This is a genomic window from Phaeovulum vinaykumarii, from assembly GCF_900156695.1.
Taxonomy (GTDB): domain Bacteria; phylum Pseudomonadota; class Alphaproteobacteria; order Rhodobacterales; family Rhodobacteraceae; genus Bieblia_A; species Bieblia_A vinaykumarii.
In genome coordinates this window covers 12833-26542 of record NZ_FTOM01000003.1, presented here as the reverse complement: position 1 = coordinate 26542, position 13710 = coordinate 12833, and the positions used below count along the sequence as shown (strand labels likewise).

8 protein-coding genes are annotated in these 13710 nt (G+C 70.7%); 5 read left to right on the top strand and 3 right to left on the bottom strand.

The window, feature by feature from the left end; translation table 11 throughout:
- Positions 1-29 precede the first annotated feature (29 nt).
- Entirely contained in the window at positions 30-458 is a 429-nt protein-coding gene (locus BW949_RS08195; protein WP_076364995.1) for a VOC family protein, read from the top strand.
- 41 nt (positions 459-499) lie between these two features.
- Here BW949_RS08195 and BW949_RS08190 read toward each other — a convergent pair whose 3' ends face one another.
- The 3 genes from BW949_RS08190 to dnaE all read right to left on the bottom strand — a co-directional run bounded on the left by BW949_RS08190 (position 500) and on the right by dnaE (position 7235).
- On the bottom strand, positions 500-808 hold the full coding sequence (locus BW949_RS08190; RefSeq protein WP_076364993.1) for a hypothetical protein: 309 nt from the start codon (positions 806-808) through the stop codon (positions 500-502).
- A complete protein-coding gene (locus BW949_RS08185) occupies positions 801-3650 on the bottom strand; it encodes a [protein-PII] uridylyltransferase family protein (RefSeq protein WP_076364991.1) in 2850 nt (949 codons plus the stop codon). Before BW949_RS08185 ends, BW949_RS08190 begins: the two co-directional genes overlap by 8 nt.
- A gap of 135 nt (positions 3651-3785) precedes the next feature.
- Positions 3786-7235, bottom strand: a complete 3450-nt coding sequence (dnaE, locus tag BW949_RS08180; protein ID WP_076364989.1) for a DNA polymerase III subunit alpha — start codon at positions 7233-7235, stop codon at positions 3786-3788.
- Between the two features lie 131 nt (positions 7236-7366).
- Between dnaE and BW949_RS08175 the strand changes: the two genes are divergently transcribed.
- From BW949_RS08175 to BW949_RS08160, 4 genes are read left to right on the top strand one after another with little or no spacing between them, the layout of a single operon-like run.
- The gene (locus BW949_RS08175; protein WP_076364987.1) at positions 7367-8812 is read left to right on the top strand and encodes a xanthine dehydrogenase small subunit; all 1446 of its coding nucleotides are present in this window, start codon (positions 7367-7369) and stop codon (positions 8810-8812) included.
- Entirely contained in the window at positions 8809-11079 is a 2271-nt protein-coding gene (gene xdhB, locus BW949_RS08170; RefSeq protein ID WP_076364985.1) for a xanthine dehydrogenase molybdopterin binding subunit, read from the top strand. The genes BW949_RS08175 and xdhB overlap by 4 nt, the downstream gene beginning before the upstream one ends.
- Positions 11076-12068, top strand: coding sequence for a xanthine dehydrogenase accessory protein XdhC (xdhC, locus tag BW949_RS08165; protein ID WP_076364983.1), 993 nt, complete (start codon positions 11076-11078; stop codon positions 12066-12068). The genes xdhB and xdhC overlap by 4 nt, the downstream gene beginning before the upstream one ends.
- Complete coding sequence (locus BW949_RS08160) at positions 12065-13666, top strand: ABC transporter ATP-binding protein (RefSeq protein WP_083947666.1); 1602 nt, start codon at positions 12065-12067, stop codon at positions 13664-13666. Before xdhC ends, BW949_RS08160 begins: the two co-directional genes overlap by 4 nt.
- Positions 13667-13710: the final 44 nt, after the last annotated feature.

Genomic DNA, 13710 nt, shown 5'->3' with positions numbered 1-13710 from the left:
GGGTCGATCAGGGAGGAGGAGGAACGAACATGGCGTTGCGGTATCTGCATACGATGGTCCGGGTTCTGGATCTGGAAAAGTCGTTGGAATTCTGGAAAATTCTGGGGCTTCAGGAAATTCGGCGGATGGAGAACCAGGAGGGGCGCTTCACCCTCATCTTCCTGGCGCCGCCCGGCCAGAGCGAATGCCCGCTGGAGCTGACCTATAACTGGGACGGCGATCCGGGGCTGCCGTCGGACAGCCGCCATTTCGGCCATGTCGCCTATGAGGTCGACGACATCCACGCCACCTGCGCGCATCTGGCCGCCAACGGGGTGACGATCAACCGCCCCCCGCGCGACGGACGCATGGCCTTCGTGCGCAGCCCCGATAATGTCTCGGTCGAGCTGCTCCAGCGCGGCGCCGCCCTGCCCCCGGCCGAGCCCTGGGTGTCGGCCCCCAATATCGGGCATTGGTAAGGCGCGCGGGGGCAAGGCACGCGCGGATGGCCTCAGGCGCCTCAATGTTCGGTCGTGCGCTTGCCCTGCGGACGGCGCGCCGCCCAGCCGCCGCGGCGGCGCGCGGTTTCCCTGGGCGCGGACAGGGCTTCGGCCAGGATCGCGCTCATCGGGTGATCCGGCGCCGGGGTCGCATATTCGGCGATCAGCACACGCAGCGCGGTCGACATGTCGTGGCCTTCGGGCAGCGACAGCAGCCAGTCGAGAAAGATCGACCGGCATTCCCCGTCGCCCAGGCCCTCCATGCGATAGACCTCGCGGATCAGGCCCTTGGGGTCGATGTCGGCCGGAGGCGGGCTGCGCTCAGCCATGGGCGGCGTCCCGGTCCGGGCCGTCGGAGGGCGCCGCCGCCGCCGCATCCGTCGCGGGCGCCGAAATGCCCCGCGCCAGGAGCGTCTCGATCACCCCTTGCGTGCGCGCGACGGTGGCCGCCAGATGTTCGGCCAGTCCCGGCAGGTCGTCGCGCCCGGTCTCGCGCAACAGGAACGCCCGCCCGCCGTCGCCCAGCGTGTCCATGTCAAGCGCCCGGTCGGTCAGCAGCCGCCCCCCCGCCTGAAGCCGCCACAGGAAGCGATAGGCCGACAGCAGCGTCTCGGTCTCGTCCTTGTCCAGAAGCCCGGCGCGGCGCCCGGCACGGATCTGGGCCTCGACCCGGCGGGCAGGATCGCCCGTGCGCAGCGCAAAGCTCTGGGCCAGAAGCTCGATATCCTGAAGCCGTCCGGGCCCGATCTTGGCTTCCCAGGCGCCGTCGGGGGCCTTGGCGGCGAAGATCCGCGCCCGCATCCGGGCCAGCTCCTCGGCAACCTCGGCGCCCGCGCCCTTGGCCTTGAGCACCCGGCGACGGATCGTCTCGATCTCCGAGGCCAGATCGGGCGGCCCGGTCACCACCCGCGCCCGCGTCAGCGCCAGATGCTCCCAGGTCCAGGCCTCCTCCATCTGGTAGCTTTCGAAAGACGTCATCGTCACCGCCACCGGCCCCTGCCGCCCCGACGGGCGCAGCCGCATGTCGACCTCATAGAGCCGGCCCTCGGAGGTCGGCGCCGAAAGCGCGGTGACCAGGGCCTGGGTCAGGCGCGAATAATAGCTGCGCACCTGAAGCGGGCGCCGCCCTTCGGAACTTTCGGCATCGGCCGGATCGTAGATCACCAGCAGATCCAGGTCCGAGGCCGCGTTGAGCCGGCTGGCCCCAAGCGAGCCCATCGCCAGCACCGCCGCCCCGCGGCCGGGCGGGGGGCCGTGGCGGGTGGCGAAATCGGCGATCACCACGGGCCAGAGCACGGTCAGCACCGTATCTGCCAGATCGGCATATTGGGTGGCGGCTTCGGCAGCATCGGTCAGCCCGCGCAGATGGTGCACGCCGACGTGGAAATGCCATTCCTTGAGCCAGCGCCGCGCCGCATCTAGCTGGTTCTCGTAATCCTCGGCCGCCTCGAGCGCGGCGCGCAGCCCCTCGACCAGAGCGCCGGTCCCCGGCCAGGGGGCGAAGAATTCGCCCGCCAGAACCGCATCGAAGACGGCGGCATTGCGCGACAGATGCCGCGCCAGCCCCGGCGCGGTGGCGCAGATATCGACGATCAGGTCGATCAGATGCGGGTTGGCCTCGAAGAGCGAAAAGAGCTGCACCCCGGCGGGCAGGCGCGACAGGAAGCCGTCGAACTGGCGCAGGGCCTCTTCGGGGTTGGCCGCACGCATCATCCGGCGCAGGATCTCGGGCTCGACCCGGCCGAAGATCCCCGCCGCCCGCGCCGAACGCAGCGCCGGATAGGACCGCCAGCGTTCCAGCATCTCGCAGGTCTCGGCCGACAATTCGGGCATGTCGCCATTTTCCGACGGCGCGAAGAAGCCCCCGGTCAGCGTCTCGACCCGCTCGAGCCGGTCGCGCAGCCGTGCCGACCAGGCCGCCACATCGCCCTCGCCCATCAGGTTGACCACCCGCGCCAGCCCCTCCTGCGAGGTCGGCAGCGCATGGGTCTGGGCATCATTGACCATCTGGATGCGGTGTTCGATCTCGCGGTGGGCGCGGTAATGGTTGGTCAGATCGTCGGCCACCTCGGGCGGCAGCCAGCCGCGTTCGGCCAGCGCCGCCAGCGCCCCCACCGTGTCGCGCGGGCGCAGCGCCGGGTCGCGCCCCCCGGCGATCAGCTGCCGGGTCTGGGTGAAGAACTCGATCTCGCGGATGCCGCCCTGGCCCAGCTTCATGTCGTGGCCGGGCACGTTGATCGGCCCGTTCAGCCCCTTGTGGTCGCGGATGCGCAGGCGCATGTCATGGGCGTCCTGGATGGCGGCGAAATCCAGATGCCGGCGCCAGACAAACGGGGTCAGCGTCTTCAGGAACCGCTCGCCGGCCGCGATGTCGCCGGCACAGGCGCGCGCCTTGATATAGGCCGCACGTTCCCAGGTGCGGCCCTCGGCCTCGTAATAAAGTTCGGCCGCCGCCATCGACAGGCAGACCGGCGTCACCGCCGCATCGGGGCGCAGCCGCAGGTCGGTGCGGAAGACATAGCCTTCGGCGGTCAGATCCGACAGAAGCGCGGTCAGCCGGCGCACCACCTTGATCAGACTGGCGCGGGCCTCGGCCTGATCGGCGGGGTCATAGCGGGTCTCGTCGAAGAGACAGATCAGGTCGATGTCCGAGGAATAATTCAGCTCGCCCGCGCCCATCTTGCCCATGGCCAGCGCCACCAGCCCGCCCGCCGTCGCGGCATCCTCGGGGGTCTGGCCGGGCAGCTTGCCGCGGCGGATCTCGTCACCGACCAGCGCGCAAAGGCCGTGATGCACCGCCGCATCCGCCAGCCGCGTCAGCGCCCCGGTCACGCATTCAAGCGGCCACACCCCGCCCAGATCGGCCAGCGCCGCCAGAAGCGCCACGCGCCGCTTGGCCTGACGCAGCGCCGGCCCCAGATCCCCCGAGGACAGATCCGCCAGCCCCGACAGTGCATCGTCCAGCGCGGTCTCGGGACGGCCCGCCAGCGCCGGGCCGATCCAGTCGGCCTCGCGCGCGATCAGCCCGGCCAGATAGGGGCTCGAGCCCGCCGTTCCCGCGATCAGATCGCGCAGCGGGCGGGACAGTTCCGGGAAACGGGCCGCGGCCTCGGACCCGCGGTCGGGTTCGAAGGGCACGGGGCAACGAAGAAGGCGCGCATCAAAGGACATGGTCACGGGAAACGAAACGACGGCGGAAACACTGGCGCAAGGTTACAGGAACGTCAATTGTCCGATTGTCCTGCGGTCCGTTCGCCGCGCCGCCCCAGACCGCGGATCTGGGGGCCTTGGCGCGGGGCGCGCGGGTCAGATTTCCTCGACCACCGCAACCCCGCGGAGCGAACGCAGCGCGCCTTTCGTCCTGGGGTTGACGGGGAAATCCTTCCCCGCGGCGATCTCGTAATCCACGCCGCGGGCGGGATCGCTGACGCACAGATGCACCGGACCGCGGGCGCGGCTGGACTTTGCCTCGCCCCCCAGACGCGCCAGCAGCGCGGCCACGGCCTCGACCGCCTCGGGGGTCTCGACATGGACGCGCAGCCCGCTGCCCCCGGCATCGGCGGTGGCGCTCTCGATGGGCTGGGCGGCGCGGCACAGAAGCTTGAGCGTCTCGCCCTCGAGATTGGCCTCGACCGTCAGCACCACCGCCGCCCCCGGTTCAAGGTATTGACGGTTGGCCTCAAGCGTCTCGGAAAAGACCGTCACCTCGTAAAGGCCGGTCGGGTCGGACAATTGCACGAAGGCAAAGCGGTTGCCGCGGGTGGACTTGCGCTCCTGGCGGGCCGAGACGGTGCCGGCCAGCCGCGCCACCATCGGCCCGGCCTCGGCCGCGGCCTGGACCTCGGCCACCGTCATCACCTTCTTGCGCCGCAGCGCGGGCATGTAATCGTCAAGCGGGTGGCCCGAGAGATAGAAGCCGATCGCCTTGTGTTCCTCGGCCAGCCGTTCCGAGGGCAGCCAGTCGTCGCAATCGGCCAGCCGCGGCGGCGGCAGATCGCCCCCCGCCTCGCCGAACAGCGACACCTGCGCCGAGGTCCGCGCCTCGATCACCGCGGCGGAATAGAGCACCAGCGCCTCGAGGCTGTCGAAGACCCGGCGGCGGTTGGGGTCCAGCCGGTCGAAGGCGCCCGCGCGCGCCAGCATCTCGAGCGGGCGCTTGCCCACCCGCTTGAGATCGACGCGCGCGGCGAAATCGAACAGGTCGCGGAAGGGCGTGTCCCCGCGCGCGGTCACGATCAGGTTCATCGCCTCGACACCCACGTTCTTGAGCGCGCCCAGCGCATAGACGACCTTGCCGTCGCGCACGGTGAACTTGGCCAGCGAGGCATTGACGCAGGGCGCCACCGTCTCGATGCCCAGCCGGTCGACCTCGCGCTTGTAGACGGCCAGCTTGTCGGTCAGATGGATATCGCAGTTCATCACCGCGGCCATGAATTCGACCGGGTGATTGGCCTTCAGCCAGCCGGTCTGATAGCTGACCACCGCATAGGCCGCGGCGTGGGACTTGTTGAAGCCGTAGTTGGCGAATTTCTCCAGCAGGTCAAAGACTTCGCCCGCCTTCTTGGCGTCGATCCCGTGCGTGGCCTTGGCGCCCTCGATGAATTTGGGGCGTTCCTTGGCCATCTCCTCGGCGATCTTCTTGCCCATGGCCCGGCGCAGAAGGTCGGCGCCGCCCAGGCTGTAGCCCGCCATCACCTGCGCGATCTGCATCACCTGTTCCTGATAGACGATGATGCCCTGGGTCTCGGCCAGGATCGGGTCGATGGTGGGATGCAGGCTCTCGAGCGGCTTGAGCCCGTGCTTGACCTCGCAATAGGTGGGGATGTTCTCCATCGGGCCGGGCCGATAGAGCGCCACCAGCGCCACGATATCCTCGATGCAGGTGGGTTTCATGCGCCGCAGCGCGTCCATCATGCCAGAGCTTTCCACCTGGAACACGGCCACGGTGCGGGCATTGGCGTAAAGCTCGTAGGTGGCCGGATCGTCGAGCGGGATCGCCGACATGTCCACCTCGATCCCGCGCAGCTTCAGAAGATCGACCGCGTTCTGGATCACGGTCAGCGTCTTCAGCCCCAGAAAGTCGAACTTGACCAGACCCGCCTGTTCCACCCATTTCATGTTGAACTGCGTGGCCGGCATGTCCGAACGCGGATCGCGGTAAAGCGGCACCAATTCGTCCAGCGGCCGGTCCCCGATCACCACGCCCGCGGCATGGGTCGAGGCATTGCGCAAGAGCCCCTCGATCTTCTGGGCATAGGTCAGGAGCCGGTCCACCACCTCCTCGGCGCGGGCAGCCTCGCGCAGGCGGGGTTCGTCGGCCAGCGCCTTGCCGATCGAGACGGGCTTGACCCCCTCGACCGGGATCATCTTCGACAGCCGGTCCACCTGGCCATAGGGCAGCTGCAACACCCGCCCCACATCGCGCACCGCCGCCTTGGACAGAAGCGCGCCGAAGGTGATGATCTGGCCCACCTTCTCGCGGCCGTATTTCTCCTGGACGTAGCGGATCACCTCCTCGCGGCGGTCCATGCAGAAGTCGATGTCGAAGTCGGGCATCGACACCCGCTCGGGGTTCAGGAAGCGTTCGAACAGCAGCGAATAGCGCAGCGGGTCCAGATCGGTGATGGTCAGCGCATAGGCCACCAGCGAGCCCGCCCCCGACCCCCGACCCGGCCCCACCGGGATGTCATGTTCCTTGGCCCATTTGATGAAATCCGACACGATCAGGAAATAGCCGGGAAAGCCCATCTGCTCGATGATGCCCAGCTCGAATTTCAGCCGGTCCTCATAGGCTTCGACGGGCGCGGCATGGGGTATGACCTCAAGACGCCGGCGCAGCCCCTCCCAGGCCTGGCGGCGCAATTCCTCGACCTCGTCATCGGCGAAACGCGGCAGGATCGGCTTGCGCTTGTAGGCGGCAAAGGCGCAGCGGCGCGCGATCTCGACGGTGTTTTCCAGCGCTTCGGGCAGATCGGCAAAGAGCGCGGCCATCTCGGCCTCGGACTTCAGATAATGTTGCGGCGTCAGGCGCCGGCGCGGCTGGGGCTGATCGACATAGGTGCCGTCGGCAATGCACAACAGCGCGTCATGCGCCTCGTAGAGATCGGCATCGGGGAAATGCACGTCATTGGTGGCCACCAGCGGCAGGCCCATGTCATAGGCCATCTCGACAAGGCCGCGTTCGGTGGCGCGCTCGGCCTCGGTGCATTGACCGCCCTCGCCGGGATGGCGCTGCAATTCGACATAGAGCCGGTCGGGGTAGATCGCGGCCAGCCGCGCGGCCAGGTCGCGGGCGCGCGGCGCATGACCTTGCGCGATCAGCCGCCCCAGCGGCCCGTCGGGCCCGCCGGTCAGGCAGATCAGCCCCTCGGAATGGGCCTCCAGCTCCTCGAGCGTCACCTGAACCTCGGTCTCGGTCTCCTTGAGATAGAGACACGAGTTGAGCTTCATCAGGTTCATGTAGCCGGCTTCGGATTGCGCCAGAAGCACCAGCGCCGCCGGCGGCCGGGGTTTTTCGCCCAAGGGTGCCGGGTCATAGCCCACCGAGATCTGGCACCCCAGGATCGGCTGGATCCCCGCGCCCTGCGCCAGCACCGAAAATTCCAGCGCGGCGAACATCGCATTGGTGTCGGTGACGGCCACCGCGGGGATGTCGTTGGCCTCGCAATGCTTGATCAGCTTCTTGACCGGCATCGCCCCTTCCAGAAGCGAATATTCGGTGTGCAGGCGCAGGTGGATGAATCGCGGCTCGGTCATGGCGGCACATTAGCGCGCCGCCAGATGCCGCGAAAGCGGGCAGTTGCGCGACGGGCGGGCAGGCATGGGCGGGAAATCCCTTGCGTGCCTCTGAACTTCGGGGTTTTGCTGGGCCGTCGAGGGGAAGAAGAATGCTGATCGAATTCTGGCTGAACGGCACGCGGCAGAGCCTGCGCGGCGCCGATCCGCGCCGTCCGCTGCTGGACTGGCTGCGCGAGGAGGCGGGGCTCAAGGGCACCAAGGAGGGCTGCGCCGAGGGCGATTGCGGCGCCTGCACGGTGATCGTGCAGGATGCGGGCGGGCTGCGCGCACTCAATGCCTGCGTGAGCATGCTGGGCCAGATCGCCGGCAAGGCCGTCACCACGATCGAGGGCCTGGGCCCCGATCATCCGGTCGCCCGCGCGATGGTCGCGCATCACGGCGCGCAATGTGGCTTCTGCACGCCGGGCTTCGTGATGGCGCTGGCCGCGGCCCATGCGCAAGGCGCGCTGCCCCCGCCGCATGTCCCCGGCGCGCCCGCCGCGCAGCGCGACCCCGATCCCGCCCCCGGCGATCCGGCCCTGACCGAGGCCCTGGGCGGCAATCTCTGCCGTTGCACGGGCTATGCGCCGATCCTGCGCGCGGCCCGCGCCGCGGCGGCGGCGCCTGTGCCCGAGGGGCTCTTTGCCCCGCCCGCGCCCCTGCCCCCGCCCGAGACGACCCCCGAGGCCGATTTCTGCCGACCCCGCAGTCTGGACGATCTGCTGCGCTGGCGCGCGGCGCATCCGGGCGGCACGCTGGTCGGCGGCGGCACCGATGTCGGGCTGTGGCAATCCAAGCGGCTGATGGATCTGGGCCCGGTGGCCTTTGTCGCCGATATCCCCGCGCTGACCCGGATCGAGCCCGCGGGCGACCGCATCACCCTGGGCGCAGGCGTCACCATCGCGGCCATGCGCGCGGCGCTTTCGGCGGGCCATCCCGGCCTTGTGCCCTATCTCGGCCGCTTTGCCTCGGCCCAGATCCGGGCGGCGGCGACGCTGGGGGGGAACCTGGCCAGCGGCTCGCCCATTGCCGATACCGCGCCGCCGCTGCTGGCGCTGGGGGCCGAGATCACGCTGGCCTCATTGCGTGCGGGCGAACGGCGGATGGCGCTGGCCGAGTTCCTGACCGGCTATCGCCAGACCGCGCTGGCCCCCGACGAGGTCATCACCGCGATCACCCTGCCCGCGGCGTCCGATCTGCGCGCCTGGAAGCTGGCCAAGCGGCGCGATCAGGATATCTCGACCGTCTCGGCGGCCTTCGTGATCGACGCGCGGGGCGGGGTCATCACCGCCGCGCGGGCGGCCTTCGGCGGCATGGGCCCGGTCGCGGCGCGCGCGCCCGCGCTCGAGGCCGCGCTGATCGGCGCGCCCCTGACGGCCGATGCGCTGGCCGAGGCGGCGCAGGCGCTGGCGCAGGATTTCACGCCGCTTTCGGATCACCGCGCCAGTGCCGCCTATCGGATGCGCGCGGCCCGAGGTTTGGTCGTGCGGCTGGCCCCGGCCTTGAGCGGCGCGCCCCATGCGATTGGCGATATCGGACCGGAGGGCGCGCCATGAGCATCGGCAAGCCCCTGCCCCATGACGCAGCCCAGCTGTCGGTGACGGGGCGCGCGCGCTATCTCGATGACCTGCCCTGCCCGGCGGGCACGCTGCACCTGGCCTTTGGCTTGTCCGATGTGGCGCATGGCCGGATCACCGGCATGGACCTTGCGGCGGTGCGCGCGGCCCCCGATGTCGTGGCCGTCCTGACCGCGGCCGACATTCCGGGGCACAACGATGTCTCGCCCAACCCGCTGCCCGAGCCGCTTCTGGCCGAAGCCGAGGTCCATTTCGCCGGTCAGGCGCTGTTTCTGGTGGTCGCGCGCTCGCATATGGCGGCGCGGCGGGCGGCGCGTCTGGGCCGGGTCGAGATCACGCCGCTTCCGGCCATCGTGACGCTGGATCAGGCGCTGGCGGCGGGAAGCCATTTCGAGGGCGGCCCCATCGTCTGGCAGAGCGCGCCCCCTGATTTCACCGGGCTCGAGATCCTCGAGGGCCGGATCGAGGTCGGCGGGCAGGAGCATTTCTACCTCGAGGGGCAGGCCGCGCTGGCCCTGCCCGACGAGGACGGGATGACGGTGCAGTCCTCGACCCAGCATCCGACCGAGGTCCAGCACAAGGTGGCCGACGCGCTGGGCTGGCCGCTGGCGCGGGTGCGGGTCGAGGTCGGGCGCATGGGCGGGGCCTTCGGCGGCAAGGAAAGCCAGGCCAACGGCCCGGCGGTGGCGGCGGCGCTGGCCGCGCATCTGACCGGGCGGCCCTGCAAGATCCGGCTCGACCGCGACGACGACATGCGCATGACCGGCAAGCGCCACGAGATCCGCATCGACTATCGCGCGGGGCTTGATGCGAGCGGGCGCATCCGGGCGCTCGATCTGCGCCACATGTTGCGCTGCGGCTGGTCGGCCGATCTGTCGGCGCCGGTGGCCGACCGGGCGATGCTGCATGCCGCCAATGCCTATGACATTCCCGCGCTGCGCATCGAAAGCCACCGGCTGCGCACGAACACCCAATCGGCCACCGCCTTTCGCGGCTTTGGCGGCCCGCAGGGGATGATGGGGATCGAGCGCGTGCTGGCCCATGTCGCGCATCGGACCGGGCGCGAGCCCCTGGCGCTGCGGCGCGCGCATCTGCTGGCGGCGGGCCAGGCCACCCATTACGGGCAGGAGCTGGACGAAGCCCCCCTGCCCGCGATCCTCGATGCGCTTGAGGCGCGCGCCGATTATGCCGCCCGCCGCGCCGCCATCGCCCGCTGGAACGCGGAAAACCCGATCCTCAAGCGCGGGCTGGCGATCAGCCCGGTGATGTTCGGCATCTCGTTCACGCTGACGCATCTCAATCAGGCGGGCGCGCTGGTCAACGTCTATACCGACGGGACGGTCGCGCTTTCGCATGGCGGGACCGAGATGGGACAGGGTCTGAACCGCAAGATCGCCCAGATCGCGGCGACGGCCTTCGGGATCGCACCCGAGGCGGTGCGGATCACGCCCACCGACACCGCCAAGGTGCCCAACACCTCGGCCACGGCGGCCTCGTCGGGGACCGATCTCAACGGCGCGGCGGTGGCGGCGGCCTGCGCCCGGATCCGCGCGCGGCTGGCGGCGATGCTGGCCGCGAAGTGGGGCTGCGCGCCCGAGGAGATCGCCTTCGAGGACGGCAAGGTCCGCGCGGACACCCACGCGATGCCCTTCGCCGCCGCGGCAAAGGCCGCCTGGGAGGCGCGGATCTCGCTGTCGGCCACGGGTTTTCATGCCACGCCGGGGCTCGACTGGAACCGCAAGACCGGGCGCGGCCGCCCGTTTCACTATTTCGTCTGCGGCGCGGCCGCGACCGAGGTCGTTCTGGACATTCTGACCGGCGAGGCGCGGGTTCTGGCCGCCCATATCGTGCATGACGCCGGGGCCTCGCTCAATCCCGCGCTTGACCGCGGGCAGATCGAGGGCGGCTATGTCCAGGGTCTGGGCTGGCTGACCTGCGAGGAACTGGTCTGGGACGCGGCGGGCCAGCTGCGCACGCATTCGCCCTCGACCTACAAGATCCCGGCGGTGTCGGACATGCCGGGGGTGCTGGATGTCGCGCTCTGGCCGGGCGGTGCGGGGGCGCCCGCGATCCACCGCGCCCGCGCCGTGGGCGAGCCGCCCTTCATGCTGGCGATCTCGGCGCATCTGGCGCTTCTCGACGCCTGCGCCGCCTGCGGGCCGCATTGGCCCGACCTTCAGGCGCCGGCCACGCCCGAGGCGCTTCTGGCGGCGGTGGCGCGCGCCCGTGGGGAGGGGGACGCATGAGCTGGGATCCCGCGCGCCTGGCGGAGCTGGCCCGCGCCCGCGGCCCCTTCGTGCGCGTTCTGGTGGCCGGCACCCGCGGCTCGTCCCCGCGCGAGGCGGGCGCCGAGATGTGCGTCTGGGCCGACAGTTTCACCGGCACGATCGGCGGTGGCGCGCTGGAATGGCTGGCCTTGCAGGAGGCGCGCGCGGGGCTGGCCGAGGGCACGCTGGCGCCGGGGCTGCGGCGCGCGCAACGCGTCACGCTGGGCCCCGAGCTGGGGCAATGCTGCGCAGGCGTGGTCGAGCTGGTGCTCGAGGGCATCGGCCCCGATCTCGACACAGCCGGCGAACCGGGCTGGCGGCTCTGCCCCATCGACACGACCGCGCCGCCCCCCGACAGCCTGCGCCGCGCGCAGGCGGCCCCCCCGCGGCCCGCGCCGCCGCGGCTGGTATCGGGCTGGCTGATCGAATCCGCGCTTAGCCCCGCGCGCCCGGTCTGGATCTGGGGCGCGGGCCATGTCGGGCGCGCCCTGGCCGAGGTGCTGGCCCCGCTGCCCGATTTCGCGCTGATCTGGGCCGATGTGGACGCCTCGCGCTTTCCGCCCGCGCCGCCCGCAGGCGTTCGGATCGAGGCCACGCCCGATCTGGTGGCACTGGCTGCGACCGTGCCGGCCGACGCCCATCACCTGATCGTCACCCATTCGCATATGCTCGACCTTGAATTGTGCCACGTTCTGCTGGGGCGCGGCGCGGGGCGGATCGGGCTGATCGGCTCGGTCCAGAAACAGGCGCGTTTCGCCGCCCGGCTGCGCGATCTGGGGCATGGGCCGGGTGCGCTGGCCGCGATCACCTGCCCGATCGGGGATCCCGCCCTGGGCAAGCATCCGCAGGCCATTGCCCTTGGGGTGGCCTGCGCGTTAGTGAAACATGACCGTGCGGCGGCGCCTTGCGCTGCGGCCGGCCCGTCCGCCGAACCCGCATCCGACCCTCAAGCCGAGAGCCTGCCATGAGCCGCGCCGTTCCCCCGCTTCTGCGCCTGTCGGGGCTGAGCAAGTCCTATCCCGGCGTGCGCGCCAATGACGACATCTCCTTTGATATCGCGCCGGGCGAGGTGCATGCGCTTCTGGGCGAGAACGGCGCCGGCAAGTCGACGCTGGTCAAGATGATCTATGGCCTCGTGGCGCCCGATGCGGGCCGGATGGAGCTGTCGGGCGCCCCCTTCGCCCCGCCCGAACCGCGGGCTGCGCGCGCCGCCGGCGTCGGCATGGTGTTTCAGCATTTCTCGCTGTTCGAGGCGCTGAACGTGGCCGAGAACGTGGCGCTGGGGATGGATGACGCGCCGCCCATGCGCCAGCTTGCGCGCGCCATCCGCGAGGTGTCGGAAACCTATGGCCTGCCGCTCGACCCCAACCGGACCGTGGGCGATCTGTCGGCCGGCGAGCGCCAGCGGGTCGAGATCATCCGTTGCCTTCTGGCCGGGCCGCGGCTTCTGATCATGGACGAGCCGACCAGCGTGCTGACCCCGCAGGAGGTCAACATCCTGTTCAAGACGCTGCGCCAGCTGTCGGCCGAGGGGACCGCGATCCTCTATATCTCGCACAAGCTCGAGGAAATCCGCAGCCTGTGCGACACCGCCACGATCCTGCGCGGCGGCAAGGTGGTGGGCACGACCGACCCGCGCGCGCGCACCGCCCGCGAACTGGCCGAGATGATGGTGGGCGCGGAACTGCGCAGCCCCGCGCGCCCCGCCACGGCGCCGGGGCCGGCGCTTCTGGAGGCGCGCGCGCTGTCGCTGGCGCCCGGCACGGCCTTCGGGCCCGCGCTCAAGGGCGTGGGCTTCACGCTGCATGAAGGCGAGGTGCTGGGGATCGGCGGCGTGGCCGGCAACGGCCAGGAGGAACTTCTAGCGACGCTGTCGGGCGAGCGGCCTTCGGGGCCCGGCACGCTCTGGCTCGGGGGGCAGGATATCTCGGGGCTGGGGCCGAACGAACGGCGCGCGCTGGGGATCCTGGGCGCGCCCGAGGAACGTCTGGGCCATGCCGCCGCCCCCGACCTGAGCCTGACCGAAAACGCCCTTCTGACCGGGACCGTGCGCCGCCCGCTGGTCCGCCGCGGCTTCATCGACCGCCGGGCCGCGCGCGCCTTCGCCGAGGAGGTGATCCGCGATTTCGACGTGCGCACCCCCGGCCCCGAGGTCGCCGCGCGCGCGCTCTCGGGCGGCAACTTGCAGAAATTCGTGATCGGCCGCGAGGTCTTGCAGGCCCCGCGCGTGCTGGTCGTCAACCAACCCACCTGGGGCGTGGATGCCGCCGCCGCCGCCGCCATCCGCCAGGCGCTTCTGGACCTGACCGGACAGGGCGCGGGGGTGATCGTCATCTCGCAGGATCTCGAGGAACTGATGGAGATCGCGGACCGGTTCTGCGCGCTCAACGACGGGCGGCTGAGCGCGCCGCGCCCGATGGCGGGGCTGACGCTCGACGAGATCGGCCTGATGCTGGGCGGCGCGCATGGGATGCACCCGCCCGACGCGGGCCCGGATACGGGTCGAGACACGGGCCCCGACGCGGGCCCGCACGGGCTGGGCGCGGCCAGCCGCGGCGCGAGGTAAGCGCGCCCATGCCTCTGACTGCCCCCCGTTTTCCCCTTTCCCGA